17 protein-coding genes and 1 tRNA gene are annotated in these 22028 nt (G+C 61.1%); 14 read left to right on the forward strand and 4 right to left on the reverse strand.

Features of this window, described 5'->3' with window-relative positions; genetic code table 11:
• Positions 1 to 50: 50 nt before the first annotated feature.
• The 4 genes from OJ996_RS03615 to OJ996_RS03630 all read right to left on the reverse strand — a co-directional run bounded on the left by OJ996_RS03615 (position 51) and on the right by OJ996_RS03630 (position 9600).
• Positions 51 to 1073 carry a nucleotidyl transferase AbiEii/AbiGii toxin family protein gene (locus OJ996_RS03615; RefSeq protein ID WP_264511261.1) on the reverse strand — a complete coding sequence of 341 codons (1023 nt, stop codon included), beginning with the start codon at positions 1071 to 1073 and terminating at the stop codon, positions 51 to 53.
• A gap of 130 nt (positions 1074 to 1203) precedes the next feature.
• Positions 1204 to 5382: a DUF6577 family protein gene (locus OJ996_RS03620; protein WP_264511263.1), complete on the reverse strand. Its 4179-nt coding sequence runs from the start codon at positions 5380 to 5382 to the stop codon at positions 1204 to 1206.
• Between the two features lie 11 nt (positions 5383 to 5393).
• The gene (locus tag OJ996_RS03625) at positions 5394 to 8696 is read right to left on the reverse strand and encodes a helicase-related protein (RefSeq protein ID WP_264511265.1); all 3303 of its coding nucleotides are present in this window, start codon (positions 8694 to 8696) and stop codon (positions 5394 to 5396) included.
• A gap of 829 nt (positions 8697 to 9525) precedes the next feature.
• Positions 9526 to 9600: transfer RNA gene (locus OJ996_RS03630), tRNA-Cys, on the reverse strand.
• 105 nt (positions 9601 to 9705) lie between these two features.
• Between OJ996_RS03630 and OJ996_RS03635 the strand changes: the two genes are divergently transcribed.
• From OJ996_RS03635 to cysD, 14 genes are all read left to right on the forward strand, one after another.
• Complete coding sequence (locus tag OJ996_RS03635) at positions 9706 to 11136, forward strand: class I SAM-dependent methyltransferase (protein ID WP_264511268.1); 1431 nt, start codon at positions 9706 to 9708, stop codon at positions 11134 to 11136.
• 67 nt (positions 11137 to 11203) lie between these two features.
• A complete protein-coding gene (locus OJ996_RS03640; RefSeq protein ID WP_264511270.1) occupies positions 11204 to 11719 on the forward strand; it encodes a GbsR/MarR family transcriptional regulator in 516 nt (171 codons plus the stop codon).
• On the forward strand, positions 11716 to 12258 hold the full coding sequence (nusG, locus tag OJ996_RS03645; RefSeq protein ID WP_264511272.1) for a transcription termination/antitermination protein NusG: 543 nt from the start codon (positions 11716 to 11718) through the stop codon (positions 12256 to 12258). The genes OJ996_RS03640 and nusG overlap by 4 nt, the downstream gene beginning before the upstream one ends.
• Positions 12259 to 12474: 216 nt before the next feature.
• Positions 12475 to 13440 (forward strand): UDP-glucuronic acid decarboxylase family protein, encoded by a 966-nt coding sequence (locus OJ996_RS03650; protein WP_264511274.1) that lies wholly within the window; start codon positions 12475 to 12477, stop codon positions 13438 to 13440.
• A gap of 21 nt (positions 13441 to 13461) precedes the next feature.
• The gene (locus OJ996_RS03655) at positions 13462 to 14778 is read left to right on the forward strand and encodes a nucleotide sugar dehydrogenase (RefSeq protein WP_264511277.1); all 1317 of its coding nucleotides are present in this window, start codon (positions 13462 to 13464) and stop codon (positions 14776 to 14778) included.
• A 38-nt stretch (positions 14779 to 14816) separates the two neighbouring features.
• Positions 14817 to 16007 (forward strand): DegT/DnrJ/EryC1/StrS family aminotransferase, encoded by a 1191-nt coding sequence (locus OJ996_RS03660; protein WP_264511280.1) that lies wholly within the window; start codon positions 14817 to 14819, stop codon positions 16005 to 16007.
• Positions 16008 to 16015: 8 nt separating this feature from the next.
• Positions 16016 to 16954 (forward strand): GDP-L-fucose synthase family protein, encoded by a 939-nt coding sequence (locus OJ996_RS03665; RefSeq protein ID WP_264511282.1) that lies wholly within the window; start codon positions 16016 to 16018, stop codon positions 16952 to 16954.
• A gap of 21 nt (positions 16955 to 16975) precedes the next feature.
• A complete protein-coding gene (gmd, locus tag OJ996_RS03670) occupies positions 16976 to 18091 on the forward strand; it encodes a GDP-mannose 4,6-dehydratase (RefSeq protein WP_264511285.1) in 1116 nt (371 codons plus the stop codon).
• Positions 18092 to 18127: 36 nt separating this feature from the next.
• The gene (locus OJ996_RS03675; protein ID WP_264511287.1) at positions 18128 to 18403 is read left to right on the forward strand and encodes a type II toxin-antitoxin system Phd/YefM family antitoxin; all 276 of its coding nucleotides are present in this window, start codon (positions 18128 to 18130) and stop codon (positions 18401 to 18403) included.
• Positions 18400 to 18669 (forward strand): Txe/YoeB family addiction module toxin, encoded by a 270-nt coding sequence (locus tag OJ996_RS03680; protein ID WP_264511289.1) that lies wholly within the window; start codon positions 18400 to 18402, stop codon positions 18667 to 18669. Before OJ996_RS03675 ends, OJ996_RS03680 begins: the two co-directional genes overlap by 4 nt.
• Positions 18670 to 18677: 8 nt before the next feature.
• Positions 18678 to 19439 (forward strand): WecB/TagA/CpsF family glycosyltransferase, encoded by a 762-nt coding sequence (locus tag OJ996_RS03685; RefSeq protein ID WP_264511292.1) that lies wholly within the window; start codon positions 18678 to 18680, stop codon positions 19437 to 19439.
• A gap of 38 nt (positions 19440 to 19477) precedes the next feature.
• On the forward strand, positions 19478 to 20074 hold the full coding sequence (gene cysC / locus OJ996_RS03690; protein WP_345783758.1) for an adenylyl-sulfate kinase: 597 nt from the start codon (positions 19478 to 19480) through the stop codon (positions 20072 to 20074).
• A gap of 11 nt (positions 20075 to 20085) precedes the next feature.
• Positions 20086 to 20610 carry a DUF6036 family nucleotidyltransferase gene (locus OJ996_RS03695; RefSeq protein WP_264511297.1) on the forward strand — a complete coding sequence of 175 codons (525 nt, stop codon included), beginning with the start codon at positions 20086 to 20088 and terminating at the stop codon, positions 20608 to 20610.
• 421 nt (positions 20611 to 21031) lie between these two features.
• Positions 21032 to 21937 (forward strand): sulfate adenylyltransferase subunit CysD, encoded by a 906-nt coding sequence (gene cysD / locus OJ996_RS03700; protein WP_264511299.1) that lies wholly within the window; start codon positions 21032 to 21034, stop codon positions 21935 to 21937.
• Positions 21938 to 22028: the final 91 nt, after the last annotated feature.

Here is a 22028-nt window from a genome sequence, read left to right on the forward strand (position 1 = left end):
TGGCGGTATTGCCCTGCCCTAACAGCAATGGCCGTAGGCATTCGAGACGATTATTCGCTCGGGGCTCGTAAGAGTTGCGCTTGATTCCAGCAATCAAACGCCTTGATGTCGGTTTGTTTGAGGCGGTTCAGATTGGCCCAAGGATCGGCCAAGGTTGCGGGCCCAACGAGGGCATTGTCAGTTTCGGCCGCGAGAAAGCCCCGCAAGTCGAATCCAGCTGAGTTCCTGCGGATCAATTCCGCGACCAGTGAGGCCCTGCCCGCAGCTAGCCGGGATTCCGCGCGCTGGAAGGGGTGGTTGAATAGGTGGCTGTCCAAGGCACTCACCCCACCACGAAAGAAGTCGATTCGTTCATGAACTTCATTCGGGCGAAGATCCACACGGGAGACCCAGAACGCCGCGTCCTGCGTGTCGTCAAGAGTCTGATCGATGGACCAGTCGCCGCCACGAAAGCGGACTTGTTCCTCATGCACACGAGCATAGGTTGCGACAGTTTCGGGTAGGTTGTCGGCGATGGTTGCCAGCTCGCCGATATCGAAGAGATGCTTCACCACTTTCATCGGCCGGGGATCGGCCGGCGCTCCAGTCCGTGCGACGAGAGGGTGGTACGGGTAGCCGATGGTCGAGGGGGCGAAGCAAGCGATCTTGTCCGCCAGGAGGCTTGATGCGGTCGGCATGATGACCTGCACCTCCTCCTCCACCTCGAAAAACGAAGCCCGCACGGGTCGGCGCTCAGTCGTGGCATACGGACTCTCCCCAGCAATCACATCCAGTTGGATCGAGTGAATCCCACCCGGATCCAGCGCGGAGCTGTAGTAGACCTTAAAGTGTTTGGTGGGAGGGGCCTCGCGGTCCCGGCGGTCCTGATGCTCTGCCCGGAGAAATGGCGGACGATCCTGCGTTACCCGTGCCAAGACGTTATTCAACCGATCGAGTGGTTCGAGGCTGAGAATATCCACGTCGATGGATAGGCGGCGGATCGGGGTGAAGAGCAGGGCCAAAGACGTTCCACCTTTGAAAATGAATTCCAAGCCGCCCTGCTGGAGGCGGGCGACGAGCTCCAGCGCCAGCATGTTTTTCTCAAGGGTTCGGAGGTCCCGTGCACGGAGCGCAGCTCCTTGATCGCGAAGCCAAGTTTCTTGAAAGCAATGGGTTGGAATCATATATGAAAAATTCAAGTCTGCCCATGATTTCGGAATTTTCCTATTTTTCCGCGATAATTGGTGGAATCGCCAAACCAACGAGATCCATAAGCGACCGCTTGTGATCCCCCAACCGGGAAAGCAGGTTGGAAATCTCCACCCGGTGGGTGGTCACGAGCTTGCGGCTCATTTCCTGCCGTTCTCCCTCGTCCATCAAATTGAGCCGACGGTTCTCCAGCAACAGGTCCACGAGCACAGTTTCGACCCGCGGTTCGACAGTGGGGTCAAATCCGCGGAGGACTCCCCGGACGACCACGCTGCGGTCGCCGGGGGTGAAATCCTTGGCGGTCTTTGCCGTGGGGTTGACGGTGACGATCCAGCCCTCGTTGCGCAGGAAGGCCGCCACGTCGTCCGCGCCATCGCGCTCGACGTGAACGAAGCGGATGAACTTGCCGAGCAGGTGGTGCATCCATGGGTTCACCTGCTGGGTGGACCAGACATAGTGCGGTAGGAAGGGGAAGCGCTTCGCAAGCGTCGCGCGCAGGTCGGCCACCGGCTCGGGGTCGAGGACGGCGGGAATGGCCAACGAACTGTACCAGCCCCTGCCGGCATCGTGGACGAGTTTCCGCTGCATTGCCTCGCTCAGATACTCGCGGAGCAGCTCGTCGGTGAACTTGAGATTCTCCTCCTTCAAGTCGGCACGGATCTTCTCGATGGAGAAATAGGGGCTTTCCTGGCCGTAGGCACGCAGCCGGCGGAAAAGCGCGTCCTTGTCTTTGGTATGCCCGTGGGTTCCGGCGGTCGATTGATGAGCGGCCTCGCCCTCGATCAGGCGAATCTCTTGGGGCGTCAAGTCGAAGAGACGATAAACGATCTGGTTGATCTCGCGTTCGAGGATGACAAGGGAAGCCGGATCCTTCTTCGCTGTGGCAACGACGCATGCTTCCCCGAGTTCCACCAATCGGGCCTTTTCACCGGCGGAGGCGGGAGGGATTGGGATCGGTTTGATGTAGAGAGGCTTGAACTCGTAGTAGCCGTTCTGCTTGGTGGCCGCTGTTTGGGTAATCACCCACCAGGTGGTCGATGAGTTCAACACCGCGCACAAGAACTCGCAGTCGTCTGCCACGCAGATGTTTGTCTTGTCGTTCGAATAGTGGCCATGATCCACAACGAAGGCGGTGCGCCGCTCGATCGCAGGCATCACGATTTTCTTGCCAGCGAAGCAATTCAGGTAAGACGCTTTCGGATTGTTATCGAGTTCCAGCCAATGGTGCTGCCCTTCGCCTTTGTCACCCCGGGAGCTGGTGCACTGACCGCGCTTTTTGAGATCTGTTTCAAAGCTTTTCAAGTGCTTCAGAATGGCCGGGTAATTCTTGAGCTGAGAGTGAAACCCATGCGGGAAGACAATCAGGTAAAGATTATGATGAGTTACCTGCCACCGTTTGACGTCCTTCCCGCGAAGGAAGGGTTTGATGAGATCTTCTGAGTTCTCGTCTTCAGCATTCAATTCCTCGCGCTTTTCCGCGGTGATGACAAAGGCGTCGTTGAGGCCCGTAATGATCCCTCGATAGAATCGGCCGCCGACATAATCCCCGAGCGGTGTCCCCTTTATCCGGAGCTTGTCCAAAAGCTCAACGACAGCCGGCGGTTCGAGCTGCCAGCCCTCCGCAGAGAGCTTGGCCTGCCTGAGGGCGAAGGAATTTGCCTCCAGGACCTGCGGGAGACGTTGCACCGAATCCTCTGGCTTCCAGTTGTAGGCGCGGATCCGGTGGCCCTCCTCCGCCGCTCCTTTTGACCCAATGAGGATGGAAGCATAGGCGATGGCGTCGAAGACCGGTGCATCGTCGAAGTCAATGAGGGTATGCAGCGTGAGCTTGTCGCGCAGGAAGGGCCGGAGTTTCGAGCCGTAGGCTGCGCGGTAGTACTTGTTGGAGGTGATGAAGGTCAGGATTCCGCCATCCCGCAGCAGTTCCACGCCCTGCTCGTAGAAGAAGATGAAGAGGTCAGCGCGGCTCGCCGTGACCTCGTAGTGCTCGCGCAGCACGGGGGCATAGTCGCTGATTGTCTCGTGGCGGACGTATGGCGGATTCGCGAGGACGATGTCGAAGCCGCCTTTCTCGAAGACCTCTTGGAAGTAGAGATGCCAGAGGAAAAAGGGCCGCTCGGGGGAGGTCTGCAATGCGCGTAGTTTGTCGCTCTTCACTCGCAGCGCGGCGAGGTCGGCCTCGTAGCCGGCGATCGCCTTGTCGCCCTTGGCCGGGGTCCAGCCGCGAGTCCCGGCGATCTTCCCGCCGCGGATCTTCCGCTGCTGGTCCAGCAGGCCCTCGATCCGCTCGCGCTCCCAGGCGATGGCGTGGTCGAGGTGCTTGAGCACTTCCGCGTCGATCTCGGCGTGCCGCTGCTTCTTCAAGACGGGATCCGTCTCCGGGAAGTAGTCGCGCAGCATGCCGGAGATCTTTTCCCGGCGCTCGGTGACCTGCAGTTCCATCTGGGTCTTGGCATCGTCGAGCGCAAACTCCCTCTGCCCTCCGATGATGCCGGTGAGGGCATAGGAGGCTTGCTCGCCTGTCGAGATACGGGAGAGATCAATGCCCTCAAAGGACTCCAGCAAGGCATCGCCCTGCATGATCTTGTAGTCCAGGTTCGGTAGCGGACGGGGAGCTTCCTCATCGACCACGAGCGCCAGCCAGAAGCGAAGGCGAGCGATTTCCACGGCGCCCGGATCGATGTCCACGCCGTGAATGGAGTTCTGGATGATGCGGCGCTTCAGCTTGGCGCGCTCCGCCGGCTCGTTGAGTTCGAGATTCAGGGCCAGCCGGGTCCACAGGATCTCCTGCAGAAGCCCGATAGGGAAGGCCCCGGAGCCGATGGCGGGGTCGCAGATCTTTACCTCATCAAGCAGTTTCGCGATGTGCTTGGCGTTGACTGCGACGAAGGAGCCCTTCGGGTGCTTCGTGTGGTCCTTCTCGTTGAGCAGGATTTCGAGTTCCGGTTCGTCGCCCAAGTGGGTGCGCAGGTAGTGCTGCAGGCTCTGGCGGGCCATGTAGGAGACGATTGCCTTGGGCGTGTAGAAGGCGCCCTTGTCTTTGTTGTCCTCCAACAGGTTCTCGAAGATGTGACCAAGCATCTCGGGGTCGATCCCCACCTCGTGGTCTTCGGGGTCGTTCTCGTCGATCGTGAAGTTGTATTCACTGAAGAACTGGAGGAGAGCATCAAACAAATCGGCAGGGAAATCGATGCTGCGGAGAGCGCTTGAATCGACCTCAAAAAGGCCGCCGTTCAAATATGGCAGACGATTTCCAGTAAGGGGGAAGGGCCGATGGTTTGACTCCGGATTGTTCAGGGCGTCGAAGAATAGCGGGACCAGATACTTGGAGTGGAAGCGGTCGGCATCTCCCGAACTTTGTGCCTGCGCGAAGAGGGATTGGATGAACGCTGGATCGCCGCCGGTCCAAGAGGTGGTCCCCGCGGGACATCCGAGCCAGCCCTTCTTCTGCAGAAAGTACAGGAACACCAACCGGCCGAGCAGGGTTTTCACGAAGTCACGGACGGGCTTATCGGCCTTTTCCTGATCCTTCTTCGAGATCGGAATTCCGATGGTCCGGCGTGTGGCGTCTGCGATCCCTTTCGACAAGAGATAGCCGGTGAAAGCCTGATAGTGCTCCTTGTATTTCTTGAAGAAATCCTTGGTGAGGGATTCCACCGAGAAGGCCTTCTCCACGTCGGAGAGGGTAAGATTGTCCTCCTTTTCAAGGAGCATGGCGAGCCGCGATGCCGCCGTCCTGCAAGGTTCGTTCTCGCCCAGCAAAAACGTATAGCGCCGGGGTGCCGTCTCTATGGTTGTGATCTCAAAGGTGTCTTCATCGAGCGTGGTGCGGCGTGAGGCGTAGGTGAGACGCCAGTCGGGGGAACCAGGCTGGTGGAACACGGCGAGAACGGCTGCGGCACCAGCCTCATCAATAAAGCCGGCGACAAAGTTGCGCAGTCCCACGCGGTTCCGAGCGAGTAGGACCTGATTGCTGGTCTCGACCTCCAGCAGCGCGAGGGTCTGTCCGTCGGACAAATTGATGACGCCAAGCTGAAGCGTGGAGGTAACCTTCTCCTGGCTGGTGGAGAGGATCTGCGGTGAGGCGAAAAGGGTGACCGTTCCGTTAGGGAAGAGGTCATGTAGCTCCTGCTGCCAGGCCTCCCGATCAAAGGCTTTGCGGAGACGGTCTAGAAGCCTGCTGGGTTCGCTCATCGAGGGGAAGGTCAGTCGGAGTGGGTGAAGGATTCAGAGAGGATGATGACGGGCTCCAGATCGGCCGCGCTGAGCCCTGCGTTGAGGTCTTCAGCGGATTCGCCGTCGTAACTGGAGAAGTCGTAGCGGCCGACGATCTCCAGGGTCTTGTCGAGCAGGGCGGCGGGCTTGAGAGGGGTCTTTTTCTGGCCTTTCTCAAGCTTGACCAGATCGCGCTGGAGCTTGCCGAAAGCCGCCTTGCGCACGGCGAGCTGGGCATGCTTGAGGTGGGTCTTTTCCTCGGCAGAAGCGAGGGTTGGGTGGGCGATGAAAATATTGAGGAACTGAAGGGCCTTGCGCTCGTTCGGGCCGATATGGCTATCCACGATTTGATCGCGTACGGCTTCGGACTTGAGCGTTTCGTGGTAGTGCCCCACCGCCACGGTTACTTGTTCGTGGTGGCATTCTGGGAGCGGCACGCTTTTTTCCCGGGCGTTTGCATGGAATATCCGTGCCGCCTCCACGAAGGAGAGTTCCTCCACCGTCTTGTCCGGGTGAACATAGTAGAAACCGTCCCGCCGGCGATTGCGGACGAAGCTGATGGTGGACTGGTCCCGAATCTTGTCCTTCCGGCCAACGCGGGCCCGGAGCGGCAGATTCCGGATCTCCCGGAAGCGCTCGGGGTTCTGCTGCCGGAACTTCCGCAGCTCCATGAGCAGGGCGAGGGATTCGTCCTTCTCCTCTTCCAAGTCCTTGTCAAAGAGGCCAAAGTTATCCACCTCCTCGTCGGTCGAGTAAATCTGGCTGTCCTCACCGAGGGCGGAGTGGAAGGCCTGGAGTTTGACGAGGGCCTTCTTCTTCAGGTCGATGTCGGCATCCACCTTGGCGGTGGGGAAGAAATTGTAGATGTGGATTTCCAAGGCGGTGGTGCCGATTCGGTTGATCCGGCCGATGCGCTGCATCAGGCGGGTCGAGTTCCACGGCGTGTCGTAGTTCAGGATGACGTTTGCCCGATGAAGGTTCACGCCTTCCGCCAAGACTTCAGTGGAGATGATGATCTCAAAGTCGTCAACCTGCTCGGCGAGCGGGACATTGGCATCGAAGTTCGCCCTCACCTTCGGCATGCGGTCCTTCCGGGTGCTGGAATCGATGGTGAGGATCTTCTCGAAGCCGTGGTGGTGGAGCTGCTTCACCAGGTAGTCGGTGGTTTCCTTGGATTCGGAAAAGACCACAAGCTTGGGTTTGCCGTGCGTGGCGGCGGAGTGGTTGATCTTGGGAGAGAGCAACTCGGTCTTCAGGCGATGGACGAGTTCGTCGAGCTTCGGATCCTCCTTCACCGCCCCCCACCGGGCGGCGAGGTCATTGAGGATCTCAAGGTCCTTCTTCAGGCCCGGCAGGAAGTTCGCCTCGAAATCCTCCGGCGTGCAGATCTGGAGCGTCGCATCGTCGCCCTGCATGGCCAGGATCAGCTCGACCAGTTCGTCCTCTCGGTCTTCGATGATGTACTCGGAGACATTGAGGCTCGGCGCGATGTAGATCTTCCCGTTCTCGAACATGGTGACCATCGCCTGCGTGTTGTCCCGGAAGCGGCACAAAGACCGGGTGAAGGCGTGGAAGGAACTGTCGAGGCGCTTCAACAACAACGTCCGCATGATCCGGGCGAGCTGTGAGGATATTTGCTCGGCCTGCTGGTACTTGATCCGCTTTTCCGGGACCAACGCTCCGATCGCCCGGTAGCGGTTGTAAGTGAGCCCCCTGTCGAGATCGGCGAGAGTTTCGTCGTAAAGCAACTCTAAGGCCGGGCTCAGCGGGTAGAGAATCTTCTCCGGCGGCTTCACTTTCGGAAAGGTGATTCCCTGGGCGTCGAGGTCCTTGCTGTAGTCTTCGTGGTCCCTCAGGTCGGTGCGAGTGCGACGTATCGTGACCTCGGTGACGATCTTGGTGCGGATAAGCTCGTAGATGCGCTGGATCTCGACGCGTGCGTCCTCGGGTGACAGGTCCTTGAGCGCCTTCTGGAACTCCTTCTGGCGGTTGGCGAAGAAGCGCTGCAGGTTTGGCACCTCAAGGGTGGAATCCTTGCCGTCCTGGAATAGTAGGAGCTGATTCTTGATATCGTTCGGCCGGTTGTTCAGCGGCGTGGCGGAAACGAGGATGACCCGCTTCCTGTAATAGCTGCCGTCCGGAAAGCGGCGGGTCGTACGGGTTTTGCAGATCCGCTGGAGTTCGTCGTAAGAAGCTGCGGTGTCGTTCCGGAACTTGTGGGCCTCGTCCACGATCACGAGGTCGTATTTTTTGGCGTTCTGGATTTTGTGGAGGCTCCCGTTGCTGACAACCCGCACCCCCTTCAACCCGAACTTCTCGATGGTCGTCAACCAGCCATCTTTCAAGGCTGGCGGCACGATGATCAGCGTCTCCGATAAATGGGCCGGGAAGCCATTGTGGTAGAAGAATTTCTTGGCGATCAGAATGGCAATGATCGTCTTGCCTAGACCAACGACATCCGACAGGAAAAAGCCGCCGTGCCTCTGCAGGAGGAGGAAGCCTTGGGTGACCGCGTCCATCTGGTAGGCGAGGCGCATGAAGCCCTCCGGGAGATCGGTCTCACTGTTCGGATCGTATTCGATCGCGGGACCGAAGTACTCGATGAGCAATTTGTAGTATAGCTCGAAGGGGGTGATGTCCTCCCGAAGAAAGCTATTCTTCGTGACTTCCTCGACCTCCTTGGGAAGGACGTGAACCGATTCGGCCCAGAGCTTCTCGAACTCGTCGGAGGCGAACTTCACGTCCGCGTAGTCGTGGCTCAGGGCATTGAACTCGTAGGTCTGGTCGTCACGCTGAGCACCGAGTCCAGATGCGGTGAGGTTCGACGATCCGGTGATCACGTGGCCGGGCTTGTGCTCGTTGAAACCCTGGGGGAGGAAGATGTAAATCTTTGCGTGGAGCCGCTTCGTGGGGTGGGCGCGGATTTCGACCTTCTTGGCCGCGACATCCTCGACAAACTGGAGGATCCCCGTCTCCACCTCACGCGAGTACCGCGCACCCTGGATATCGGCGATCAAGCCGTCGCGGAACTCCTTCAGCGCCTTGCCGGCATCCGCGAGGAAAAGCTGACCCTTTTTGTGATACTCCTCGACGATATTGTCGACGTTGATGCCCACCAGTATCCGAACGACGGGGACCTTCTCCAAATGGGGCCGGAGGGCGAAGTACCCGGATGCCCGCAGGTAGCCTACCAATGCATCGAAGCGAGCGAGATCGGGGTTGTGCTCGAAGATCCCTTCAAATTTCTTGAGAAGCGTGTTGCTCTGATCGTTGGTGAAGAAGCGGGTGGACATTAAAGGGCGGCTTCGGATTTCCAAAGATTTTGATAACTCCGCACCGTTTGGACGAATCCAGCAAGACGAAACCGGTGCTCTCCTCAAAGCGCAGCTTAAGTATCGGAAAGCTCTTCGTCGTGAGCGTCATCAGGTGATGAACGGCCGCAGGCAATCAAGAACCTACACCTCAGCGTCTATCGGCCGGATCCCAAGGCCCGCGTGGACGCACCCTTGGCCGTAGGCCAGGAGGAGCTTCGTCGGTCGACTCGGGTCGATCAAGCAGCGCCGCGCTGCTCCGGTGGACAGAAACGGCGACCCACCAGATCGAACCCAGCCACAACTACCGGTTCGTTGCCGTGATAGACTCACCGGAAGGTCCTCAACAACTCCCCGTTGGCGCATGAGGAGTGTTAAGGTCTTGGGCTGCCTCGCCGCCTGAGACCGCGAAGCCGTCCCCGGCTGGGACTTTGAGTCAGGTCTTTCGAAAAAGTGGTGGCCAAGCGCGCTCGGGACCCTCGGCAACCTTTTCGTGCGTCTTGCATGGTTAAGGACTCCCGGATGGGTCAATTTGGCCGTTTTGAGGCCTCGGACGCATGTAGCCGAGTCTCAGGCGCGCCTGCGCGCATGCGCGCGCGAGGGGACCTCGGGCAGACATTGACCCCCGGCGTCAGAGTCAGCCGAAGACCGGACTCTGCCGGGGTCGGGAAGGCGGCAGCAGGGCAGTCCAAAAGCACCATCCACTTACCATCCAGAAATGGGTGCGTTTTTGAGCGCTTTTCTGCGGTAGTGGGACCCTGTGGAAAATGGATCCAACTGCCGCGATCCGATCACTTTGAATAAGTTGTGATGGAGGCGGAGGTGGGAATCGAACCCACGAATAGCGGTTTTGCAAACCGATGCCTTACCACTTGGCTACTCCGCCGTTTGACGCTCGTCGCGCGGGGGCCGATTCCCTACGTGGCGGAGCGGACCGTGTCAATGCCCGGGTTGAGGTTGAAATGCACGGCCAGCCTGCCCTCAATGCGCCATGAATGAACCGGTGCGCGAACTTTACTCCGAAAAGCGCTACCCGGCCCTCAGCCATCCGGTCACGGACATCTCGCGGATCGCCGTGACAGCGCGGCTCGGCGGCCTCCAACGCCTCGCCCTGCCCGCAGGCTCCCGCGTCATGGAATTCGGCTGCGCCTCCGGCCACAACCTCCTTCCGCTCGCCGCCCGCTACCCGAAGAGCGATTTCACCGGCCTCGATTTCTCGGACACCGCGATCCGCAGCGCCCGCCGCGCTTCATGGGAGGCCGGCTTGGAAAACGTCCTCTTTGAAGTCGCCGATCTCGAACACTGGCGGCCCTCTCACCCCTGCGATTACCTCATCGTCCACGGTCTCTTCTCTTGGGTGCCGGATGCCGTGAAGTCCCGGCTACTCGACCTCGTCAGCCAGGTTCTCTCCGAATCGGGTGTCGCCTGCATCAGCTACAACACCCTGCCCGGCTGGTCGCTGAAACGCGACGTCGTGCCGCTCATCCGCAGTCTGGCTGGCAATCCGGCGGGGGCCGCCTTGGGTGGAAACGTCGTCGAGGTCGCCGCCTCCCTCGCCGAAATGGCCGGGAACTCCACCGCCCACGCCGCCCACCTCCAAGCCACCTGCCGTGAAATCGTGAGAAAGGGCCCGGAGGTCTTGCCCTTCGACGACTTCGCCCCGGTCTGCGATCCCGTCTACTTCGCCCAGTTCGCCGCTTGGGCAGGCCAGCGTGGTCTCCGCTATCTCGGCGAGGCTGATCTCCGTGAAAACCTCCCGGAAGGCATCGATCCCGCCGCCTTCGAGAAGCTCGCACCGCTCGCGGCAGATCCGATCTTGCTCCAACAGACACTCGACCTTCTCTCCGGTCGCACCCACCGGAATAGCCTCCTCTGCCGGGCGGATGCTCCCTTGGAAGAAGGCACCACGACCGCCGCCGTCCTCCATTTTGCCACCGGTCTCGGGCCGGAGCCGCTGCCTCAGGCCCATTCCGGCAGCCCCGTCACCCGGGCCTTCCGCGAGCAGGTCGAAGCCGCCGGTGGCAATTGCACTCCGGTTCAGGAGCTTCTGGAGCGCACCGCATCGCGCCTCGGCGTTAGCTGGGATCCTACCCACCACTCGCAGGAAATCGCCGGCTGGGTCTTCCAAATGGCCCGCATCGGCTGCCTCGAACTCCGCGCCGACGGAATCGAAGTCCCGTCCAGCCCCGGCGCCCAACCGGAGATCTCGAAGCTGAACCGCTACTTCTCCGCCAACGGCTTGCCGGTCGTGGATGCTCGGCACGTCACCTGCCGCTACCCAGCCGGTCACGAGCGCCTGCTCGCCAGCATGGATGGCACCCGCCCTTTCGAGGCCTTGGCCACCCAAGCCGCCGCCGAGTTTCCGGACCTAGATTTCGCCCGCTGGATCTCCCATCTGGCGGAGCGAGGGATTCTCCGTTAGGAGCTTGCGGATATCGCGATGTTCAATTGAGATTGAACACTTCCCCTTCTCAAGTTATCACCCGCGCGTGCCCCCGCTGCGCGAAGAGGAAGACATCCGCGATTTCCCGTCGCTCGGCTCGCTTGAGAGCCAAGTCATCCAGTTCTTCGTGGACGGGGTGAAGGTCCTCGGCCTGCCGCGGTCGATCGGTGAGATCTACGGCCTCCTCTTCATTTCACCGGATCCGCTGTCCCTCGATGATCTGGTGGAGAAGCTGGGCATCAGCAAGGGCTCTGCCAGCCAAGGCCTGCGCGCCCTCAAGACCCTCGGCGCCGTGCGCGAGATCGAAGTGGAAGGCTCACGCCGCAGCTACTATTCGGCCTCGATCGAGCTCAAGCGCTTGGTCGGCGGCTTCATCCGCGAGCAAGTCCGCCCGCACCTTGAGAGCGGCCAGTCGAAGGCGGGCAATCTCCTCCAGATGGCCGCCGCGGAACCGGATCCCGCCCGCAGGGAGTTCTACGACGCCCGCGTGCGGCAGTTGGAATACTGGATCGGGCGCGGGCGCTTCGTGCTGCCCCTGCTCCAAAAAGTCCTCGGCCAATGAGATCCTCCCCCTCCAGAGAAGCCGAGTGGTTCTGCCTGAAGACGCAGACCAAGCGCGAGGCCATCGCCGCCGCGCACCTGCGGGAGCTGGAGGGTGTCGAAGTGTTCTGCCCCATGCTGCGCTACCGGAAGGCCACACGGCGGGGCAAGGTCTGGTGGGTGGAGGCCCTCTTCCCCGGCTACGTGCTCGCCCGCTTCCGGCTGGAGAGCGAGGAGCGCGCCGTGATGTATAGCCAAGGGGTGAGGGGACTCGTCCGCTTCGGGGACAAGGTGCCTTCCGTGCCGGACGATTTCGTCGATGCGCTGCGGCTGGAAGTCGCCCGCCAAGGCGCGAAGGAGGTGCTCACGGTCGGCCCCCGGATCACCGAGGGCGAGGAAGTGGAACTCGCGCACGGCCCGCTCGGCGGCGTGCGCGCTACCGTGGTGGAAGTCCTCCCCGCCCGGGAGCGGGTGAAGGTCCTGCTCGAATTCCTTGGCCGCGAGCAAGTCATCGAGGTCGACCTCTTTTCCCTCCTGCTGCCCCGCAAACCTCTTCCCTGACGTGATCACGGCAGCCCGATTTGTTCATTTCGGATTGAACATAAGCCCGATATTTCAATCCATCGGCCCGCCTAGGCGCTGCGATGAAGCCGCCTGAAGCACATTTTCCGTGTCCGCTCGCATTGGTTTTGCTCTTCACCGGGGCAAGCGACCACGGGCGGCAGCTTGCTTGAGTTTTCCCCGCCACCCCTCCCAGTCTCCCCCCAGAACAAACCAATGAAGCAGATTCAGGATCTCAAAGGCAAAACCGCTGTCGTGACCGGCGGTGCCGGATTCGTGCCCTCCCACCTCGTCGATCGCCTGCTGGCGGACGGCCTGCGGGTGGTGGCGCTCGATAATTTCGTCACGGGCCATGCACGGAACATCGAGCACCTGGCGGACAATCCCGCCTTCGAGTTCATCGAGCATGACGTCTCCGAGCCCTTCGATGTCGCAGGCCCGGTCGATTTCGTTTTCCACATGGCCTCCCCGGCCAGCCCGATCGATTACGTCCAGATCCCGATCGAGACCCTCAAGGCGGGCTCCTACGCCTCGCACAACGCGCTCGATCTCGCGCTCAAGAAGAAGGCCACCTACCTCGTCGCCTCCACCTCGGAGGTCTATGGCGATCCCGAAATCCACCCGCAGCGGGAGGAGTACTGGGGCAATGTGAACTCGATCGGCGTGCGCTCCTGCTACGACGAAGCCAAGCGCTACGCCGAGGCCGCGACCATGGCCTATCATCGCGCCCACGGACTCGATACGAAGATCGTCCGCATCTTCAATACCTACGGCCCGCGCATGCGCCTCGATGACGGCCGGGTGGTGCCCGCCTTCATTGGCCAAGCCCTTCGCGGCGAACCACTGACCATCTTCGGCGATGGCACCCAGACGCGCTCTTTCTGCTACGTCTCGGATCTGGTGGATGGCATCTGGCGCCTCGCCCGCAGCGATTACCACCAGCCCGTCAACTGCGGGAACCCGCACGAGATGAGCATGCGCCAGTTCGCGGAAGCCATCGCGGGGGTCTTCGGCATCGAGCTGAAGGTCGATCCCAAGCCGCTGCCGCCCGATGACCCTAAAGTCCGCAAGCCGGACATCTCCCGCGCGAAGGAAATCCTCGGCTGGGAGCCGGTGGTTCCCTTCGACAAGGGCATCCGCGAAACGATCGAGTATTTCCGCGATTTCGTGCCGGTCGCCTGAGCGCGCCCGCATCCATTCATCATGAGTCTCCAGAAAAAGTTCGCGGACGGGAGTGCCGCTGTCGGTGTGGTGGGCCTCGGCTATGTCGGCCTGCCGCTGCTGCTTGCCTACGCGAAGAAGGGCTTCCGCGCCGTCGGTATCGATATCGATGCCGCCAAGCCGCAGGCCCTGCTCGCGGGTAAGAGCTACATCAAGCACATCCCCGGCGAGCATGTGGCCGAGGCTTTGGCTGCCGGCAAACTGGAGGCCACCACGGACTTCTCGGTGATCGCCGGTCTGGACGCGATCATCCTCTGCGTGCCCACCCCGCTCGATGAACACTTCGAGCCGGATCTCAGCTACGTCACGGATACGGTGGATGCCGTGGTCCCGCACCTGAAGGCGGGGCAGGTCCTCAGCCTGGAGAGCACCACTTACCCCGGCACCACGGATGAGGAAGTGGTCACGCGGGTGGAGAAAGCCGGCTTCAAGGTCGGCACGGAGATCCATGTGGTCTACTCGCCGGAGCGTGAGGACCCGGGTAATCCGAAGTTCTCCGCCACGAATATTCCGAAGGTGGTGGGCGGGGTCACGGCGGCTTGCCTTGATGCGGGCGTGGCCCTCTACGAGTCCGCCTTCGAGAAGATCGTCCCGGTCAGTTCCTGCAAGGTCGCCGAGCTGACCAAGCTGCTGGAGAACATCTACCGCGCGGTAAACATCGGCCTGGTGAACGAGCTGAAGGTGGCTGCCGATCGCATGGGCATCGACATCTGGGAGGTCATCCGCGCTGCTTCCACCAAGCCCTTCGGCTTCACGCCCTTCTATCCGGGGCCCGGATTGGGCGGCCACTGCATCCCCATTGATCCCTTCTATCTCACCTGGAAGGCGCGCGAGTATGGTGTGCACACCCGCTTCATCGAACTCGCCGGGGAGATCAACCGCGGCATGCCGGACTACGTGATCCATCGCGCGATGGAGGCACTGAACTCCCGTGCCAAGCCCGTGAAGGGATCGAAGATCCTGCTACTAGGCCTGGCGTACAAGGCGAACGTGGACGACATGCGCGAATCCCCGACCTTCGCCCTTCTGGATGGCTTCAAGCGCCTCGGTGCGGAGGTGTCTTACTACGACCCGCACGTGCCGGTAGTCGGTCCTACGCGCGAGCACATGAACTGGGCCGGTGTCCGCTCCGTGGAGTGGAATGAGGAAACCATCCGCGCCCAAGACTGCATCGTCATCTCCACCCATCACTCCGCCTTCGATCTGCAGCAGCTCTCGGCCTGGTCCGACCTGATCATCGACACGCGCAATGCCATGGCCTCCGTCGGCACCCCCGAGGGGCAGGTCATCAAGGCCTGATGCCCGTTTGGCGCCTGGAACTTTTCACTTAGAACTTCATGCCGGTACCTCTACTCGACGTTAATGCCCAGAACCTGCCGATCGAAGCGGAGCTGAAGGATGTCTTCCACAAGGTGCTCCACTCCGGGCGCTTCATCCTGGGCGAGGAAGTGGATGCCTTCGAGCGCGAGTGCGCGGCGGAGCTCGGCATGAAGCACGCGATCTCCATCTCCTCCGGCACGGATGCCCTGATCATCGCGCTCATGGCGCTGGGCATCGGGCCCGGCGATGAAGTGCTTTGCCCTTCCTTCACCTTCTTCGCCACCGCCGGTAGCATCTCGCGCACCGGTGCCACGCCGGTCTTCTGCGATGTCTGCCCGGTTTGCTTCGGCATCGATGTCGCCTCTGCCAAGGCCAAGCTGACGCCGAAGACCAAGGCGATCATCCCGGTGCATCTCTACGGGCAGTCCTCGGATATGGACTCCATCGCCGCCTTCGCCGCGGAGCACGGTCTGGAAGTCATCGAGGACATCGCTCAATCCTTCGGCGCCACGTACAAGGGCAGGACCTGCGGCGGCATCGGCAGGATCGGTTGCTTCAGCTTCTTCCCGTCCAAGAACCTCGGCGGCTTCGGTGACGGCGGTATGGTCACCACTCAGGACGACGCGCTTGCCGAGAAGCTGCTGCGCCTCCGGAATCACGGCATGCACCCCCGCTACTACCACTCGCTGGTGGGGGGGAACTTCCGCATGGACGCTCTTCAGTGCGCGCTGTTGCGGGTAAAGCTTCGCCACATCAAGGACTATGCTGCCGGCCGCGCGCGGAATGCGGACTACTACCTGAGCCGCATCTCGGAGATCCCGGGAGCCGTGCAGGCCAGCGAGTCCGATTGCTGCTGCCCGGAGCAACAGGCCGCCAGGATCTCGGAAGGCGGGGTTCGCTTCATCCTGCCCGTCGCCTACGGTCATAATGGCCATGTCTGGAACCAGTTCACCCTGCGCGTCCCGGGCGAGGGTCGCCGAGATGCCCTGCGCGCCTGTCTGGCGGAGAAGGGGATCGGTTGTGAAATCTACTACCCGGTCCCGATGCACCGCCAGGAGTGCTTCGCCGGTCTACCCGCACACGCGCTGGATGCGTGCCCGGTCTCCGATCTCTTGGCTTCCGAGGTCATCAGCATCCCGGTCTATCCGGAGCTCACGACCGCCCAGCTCGATGAGGTGATCGCCGCCTTGGTTTCTTTCCCCAACTGAATCCCCCCATGTCGAAAATCTTCATCACCGGCCACCGTGGAATGGTGGGATCCGCCCTGGTCCGCGAAGCGGAGCGCCGCGGCGGAAACGAAATCATCGTCGCGGGCCGTGATCGTCTCGATCTCCTCGATCAACGCGCCGTCTTCGACTTCCTGGAAGCGGAGAAGCCGGATGTTGTGATCGTGGCCGCGGCCAAGGTTGGCGGCATCCACGCGAATGCCACCTATCCGGCCGACTTCATCTACGAGAATCTTAGTATCGCCTCGAATCTCGTGGAAGGCAGCCGCCGCGCCGGCGTGCCGCGCGTGCTCTTCCTCGGCTCCTCCTGCATCTACCCGAAACTGGCACCGCAGCCGATGCCGGAAGACTGCCTGCTGACCAGCCCCCTTGAGGTCACGAACGAAGCCTACGCCATCGCGAAGATTGCCGGCCTGAAACTGTGCCAGCACTACCGGGCGCAGCACGGGCTGATGTATCACTCGGCCATGCCGACGAATCTCTACGGTCCCGGCGACAACTACCACCCGGAGAATTCCCACGTCATCCCTGCCCTGATCCGCCGCTTCCATGAGGCGAAGGTCTCCGGCAAGCCGGACGTGACCATTTGGGGCACGGGCACTCCGCGCCGCGAGTTCCTTCATGTCGATGACCTCGCCGCGGCATGCTTCCACCTGCTCGATCTTGAGAGCCCGCCGGACTGGGTGAATGTCGGTGTGGGTGACGACGTCACCATCCTCGAACTCGCCACCCTGATCGCGAAGACGGTCGGCTACCAAGGCGGGATCCTCACCGACCCGACCAAGCCTGACGGCACGCCTCGCAAGCTGATGGACGTGTCCCGCATCAAGGGCACCGGCTGGAGCCCCGTCATCGGCTTCGAAGAAGGCCTCGCGGCCGCCTATCAAGACTTCCTCTCGAAACTCGAATCAGGAGAAGCACGACTCTAACAAAAACAGAAATTCTCTCCCATGAAGCGCGCACTTATTACCGGTATCACGGGCCAGGATGGGTCCTATCTTGCGGAGTTCCTGCTTGAGAAAGGTTATGAAGTCCACGGCATCAAGCGCCGTGCTTCGCTCTTCAACACCCAGCGTGTGGATCACATCTATGAGGACCCGCACGTGGAGAATTCCCGTTTCCGCCTGCATTACGGCGATCTCACGGATACCTCGAACCTGACCCGCATCCTGAGCGAGGTGCAGCCGGACGAGGTTTATAACCTCGGCGCCCAATCGCATGTGGCGGTCTCCTTTGAGGCCCCGGAATACACCGCGGATGTCGATGCCATCGGCACCCTGCGCCTGCTGGAGGCCATCCGTTTCCTCGGCCTGGAGAAGAAGACGCGTTTCTACCAAGCCTCCACCTCCGAGCTCTACGGCTTGGTGCAGGAGATCCCGCAGACCGAGAAGACTCCCTTCCACCCGCGCTCTCCTTATGCGGTGGCGAAGATGTATGCCTACTGGATCACGGTGAACTACCGCGAGGCCTACGGCATGTATGCCTGCAATGGTATCCTCTTCAATCACGAGTCCCCGCGCCGCGGTGAGACCTTCGTGACCCGCAAGATCACCCGCGGCATCGCGAACATCGCGCAGGGTCTGGAAAAATGTCTCTTCCTCGGGAACATGGACGCGCTGCGTGACTGGGGTCATGCCAAGGACTACGTCCGCATGCAGTGGATGATGCTCCAGCAGAACACCCCGGACGACTTCGTCATCGCCACCGGCAAGCAGATCTCCGTGCGCGAGTTCGTCCGCATGTCCGCACAGGAAGCCGGTATCGTGCTCGAGTTCAGCGGCAGCGGCGTGGATGAGGTGGCCACCGTGGTGTCCGCGGATCCCGCCACCGCTCCCGCGGTCAAGCCCGGCGATGTCATCGTGAAGGTGGATCCCCGCTACTTCCGTCCCGCGGAAGTGGAAACCCTCCTCGGCAATCCCGCCAAGGCGAAGGAGAAGCTCGGTTGGGTGCCGGAGATCACCGTCGAGGAGATGTGCTCCGAGATGGTGGCCTCCGATCTCGATACCGCCCGTCAGCATGCCCTGCTCGCGGCTCACGGCCACAAAGTCTCCGTTTCCAAGGAATAGTTGGACAACTAATCTGTACGGGATTAATCTTTGGGTATGGGATCGATCTCCTATTCCGAAGCACGCGAGAGATTAGCCAGTGTGTGGGACGAAGCCGTCTCTACCCGCGAGCCCGTGGTGATCGATCGCCGGGGGCACGAGTCGGTTGTCTTGGTGCCGGTAGGGGAGTGGGAGGGTCTGCAGGAGACCGCTCACCTCCTTCGCTCTCCCGCGAACGCGCGACGCTTGTTAGCCGCCCTTCAGCGGCTTGAGGGCGGGGAAGGGCAAAACCTCTCCACCGACGAGTTGGCGGGGCGGGTTGGACTGCCATGAGTCCAATCGATCGCCTTCTCATCTTTGATCGGGACTTTCTGGACGACCTGCCGCACTGGGTCTCGACCGATCGGAAGGTCGCATTGCGGATTCTAGAACTGATCGAGGCGATCCGCAGCGATCCCTTCGGCGGGATAGGAAAGCCTGAGCCCTTGCGTCACTTGGGTTCTGGCGTCTGGTCACGACGGATCACCCAAGAGCACCGCTTGGTCTACAAGGTGAAAGATGACCGTGTGCTTTTCGCCCAAGCACGCTATCACTACTGATCTAACTTTTGCGAATCCAACACGTTATCGGGCTCCCGCTCGCCTGCACGGATTACGCCGGAGCAGTGGCGTGGGTTTTGGAGAAAGCGGCGGCTGGGGAGGTCGTTGCGGTGGAAGCCGCGAATACCCACGTGGCCGCACTCGCCCGTTCGGATGCCGCCTTCGGTGAATCGATGCGTCAGTTCGACCTGATCGTGCCGGACGGCATGCCGCTGGTCTGGTCCCTCAATGCGGCTTTGCCAGAGGGGGAGAAGCTCAAGGACCGGGTCTACGGCCCGACCCTGATGCTGGAGACCCTGAAGGCCACAGCGGGTCGCTCCGGATTCCGCCACTTCCTCCTCGGTGGTAAGGAGTCCACGCTGGAGAAGCTGGAGCGGAACTTCGCCGAGCGCTTCCCTGGCGTTGCGATCGCGGGGACCTATTCGCCGCCCTTCGGCGAGTGGTCGGCGGAGGAGTTCGATAAGATCTGCGGCCTGATCCGGGATTCCGGGGCCAATCTGGTCTGGGTCGGCCTCGGCTGCCCCAAGCAGGAACATTGGATCGCCCGCCATAAGGACCGTCTCCCCCCCGGTGTCTACTTCGGCATCGGCGCGGCCTTCGCCTTCCACGCGGGAGAGGTGTCCCAAGCCCCGGCCATCCTGCAGAGCTTCGGTCTGGAATGGGCCTATCGCATCGCCGCGGAACCCCGCCGCCTCTTCCGTCGCTACTTTGCCTACAACTCGCTTTTCATCTGGTACAGCCTGCTTGACCGGATGAAGGACCGGTCTTGATTCTGGTCGCCCGCCCGCCGATTCCCTGCTACTTTCCCATGACCATGTCCAACATTCACCCGCACGCCACGCTGCCTCGCCACGACAAGGAAACCCTGCTCGGTCAGCAGGGCGTGGTGCTTTGGTTCTGCGGGCTTTCCGGCTCGGGTAAATCGACCATCGCCGGTGCCGTGGAGCGTGTTCTGCACCAGCAAGGCCGCCTCACCATCCGCTTGGATGGGGACAACCTGCGCACCGGGCTGAATGGAAATCTGGGCTTTAGCGATGACGATCGCTTGGAGAACATCCGGCGCACCGCGGAGATGGCGAAGATTCTGGCTCAGAATGGCGTGATCGTCCTCTGCTCCCTGATCACGCCGCGCGGCATGCATCGTGATCTGGCCCGCGGCATTCTCGGCGAGGACTTCGTGGAGATTTACGTGAAGGCCAGCTTCGCCGCCTGCGAGGCCCGCGATGTGAAGGGGCTATACGCCAAGGCAGCGAAAGGGGAGGTGGCCCACTTCACGGGCCGAGACAGCAGCTTTGAAGAGCCGCAGAACGCGGATCTGACGCTCGATACCGAGCGCCTCAGCGTGGAAGACGCCGTTTCTGAAGTTACAGGATTTTTAGCCGAGCGGACTGCTGTGGTCGTCTGAGTCGTCTGGTCATGCGAGCTCCCCTCGATTCTGCTAAGATTGAATCCTTCATGCGTTCGCTCGGGAAGCGGACGTGGGGTGCTGGAACGATTTATCTGACAGGCGGTGCGACTGCCCTGCTGCACGGCTGGCGACCCTCCACGATCGATATCGACCTTAAAGCGGATCCCGAGCCTTCGGGATGGTTCGAGGCTTTGGCTTTCTTGAAAGACGACCTATCGGTGAATGTTGAATTGGCATCGCCGGATCAGTTCATTCCCGCGTTGCCGGGATGGCGCGAGCGATCTCCTTTTATCGTCAGGCACGGCAGTCTGGATTTTCATCATTACGATCTCTACAGTCAGGCCCTCGCAAAACTGGAGCGTGGGCACACCAGAGATGTTGTGGATGTGACGGCAATGCGTGAATCCGGCTTGATCAATTCCGACAGGTTGCTGGACCTTTTTCTTCGGATTGAGCCGGATTTGATACGCTATCCCTCACTGGACCCCCGGTCGTTCCGGGCCTCGGTAACCCGCTTTGTTGAAGCGTCATGAGCTCTGGAGATCCCACGCTTCTCTCGGGGCTTCCCGGCAGTGATCGGATCCAGCAGGGCCTGTTGGATCACGCCGCAGGTCGCAAAGGGGTCAACGCGTGTTTGGTAAGGATTGCCGCCCCGCGTCTGGCACGGGCCGGTATGATCTCACCTCCCACGGGGAAGGACATTACCGCTGAGCTCGAGTTGTACCAAATGCTTCAAGATGAACCCGGCGACGCATACTCGCGCTACAATTCGATTCTTCGCGAACTCGTTAGTTTTGAGCGCGCCTTGGATCACCGGATGTCACGTTCCAGCTAATCATTACTAAGTTACTTAAATAAGTAATTATTGCTTGCCACCGGCAGCGGGCGGCGGCTTTCCTCCCGCCCTCCGCCACGAGGCGGGCTCCCTGTTCCCACCGACCCAAGATCCATCCCGTGCCGAACTATCAGCTCTCTCATCTCGATCAGATCGAAGCCGAAGCGATCTTCATCCTCCGTGAAACGGCCGCCCAGTTCCAGAACCCGGGCCTCCTCTTCTCCGGCGGCAAGGACTCGATCGTGATGGCTTGGATCGCCCGCAAGGCCTTCCACCCGGCCCGCATGCCTTTCCCTCTCCTCCACATCGACACGGGGCACAATTTCCCGGAAACGATCACCTACCGCGACGAGTTCGCCGAGAAGTTGGGTGCCCGCCTGATCGTCGGTTCGGTGCAGAAGTCGATCGATGAAGGCCGCGTGGTCGAAGAAAAGGGCCCGAACGCCTCCCGCAACCGAGCGCAAACGACCACCCTGCTCGACACCATTGCCGAGTACCAGTTCGACGCCCTCCTCGGTGGCGGTCGTCGCGACGAGGAGAAGGCCCGCGCCAAGGAGCGCTTCTTCTCCCACCGCGATGACTTCGGCCAGTGGGACCCGAAGAATCAGCGCCCCGAGCTCTGGAACGTCTTCAACGGCCGCAAGCATTCCGGCGAACACTTCCGCGTCTTCCCGCTGTCGAACTTCACCGAGATGGACATCTGGATGTACATGCAGCGCGAGGGCATCGTCCTGCCGAGCCTCTATTACGCCCACACCCGCGACGTCGTGGTCCGCAACAACACGATCCTCGCCGTCTCCGAGTTCGTGCAACCCCGCGAGGGCGAGGTGGTGGAAAGCAAGACCATCCGCTTCCGCACGATGGGTGACGCCACGATTACCGGTGCCGTGGAATCCACTGCGGACACAATGGACAAGATCATCGAGGAAGTCGCCGCCGCCCGCCAGACCGAGCGTGGCAACCGCGCCGACGACAAGCGCTCCGAAACCGCCATGGAAGACCGCAAGAAGGAAGGATACTTCTAAATCGCTGCGCTCCAGATGGCAGATGGAAGATCGCACATCGTCGATTCTCCCGCCATCTACCATCCACCATCTTCTATCTCCCATCTTCTGC

It is taken from the genome of Luteolibacter rhizosphaerae, assembly GCF_025950095.1.
In the GTDB taxonomy this organism is placed as follows: domain Bacteria; phylum Verrucomicrobiota; class Verrucomicrobiia; order Verrucomicrobiales; family Akkermansiaceae; genus Haloferula; species Haloferula rhizosphaerae.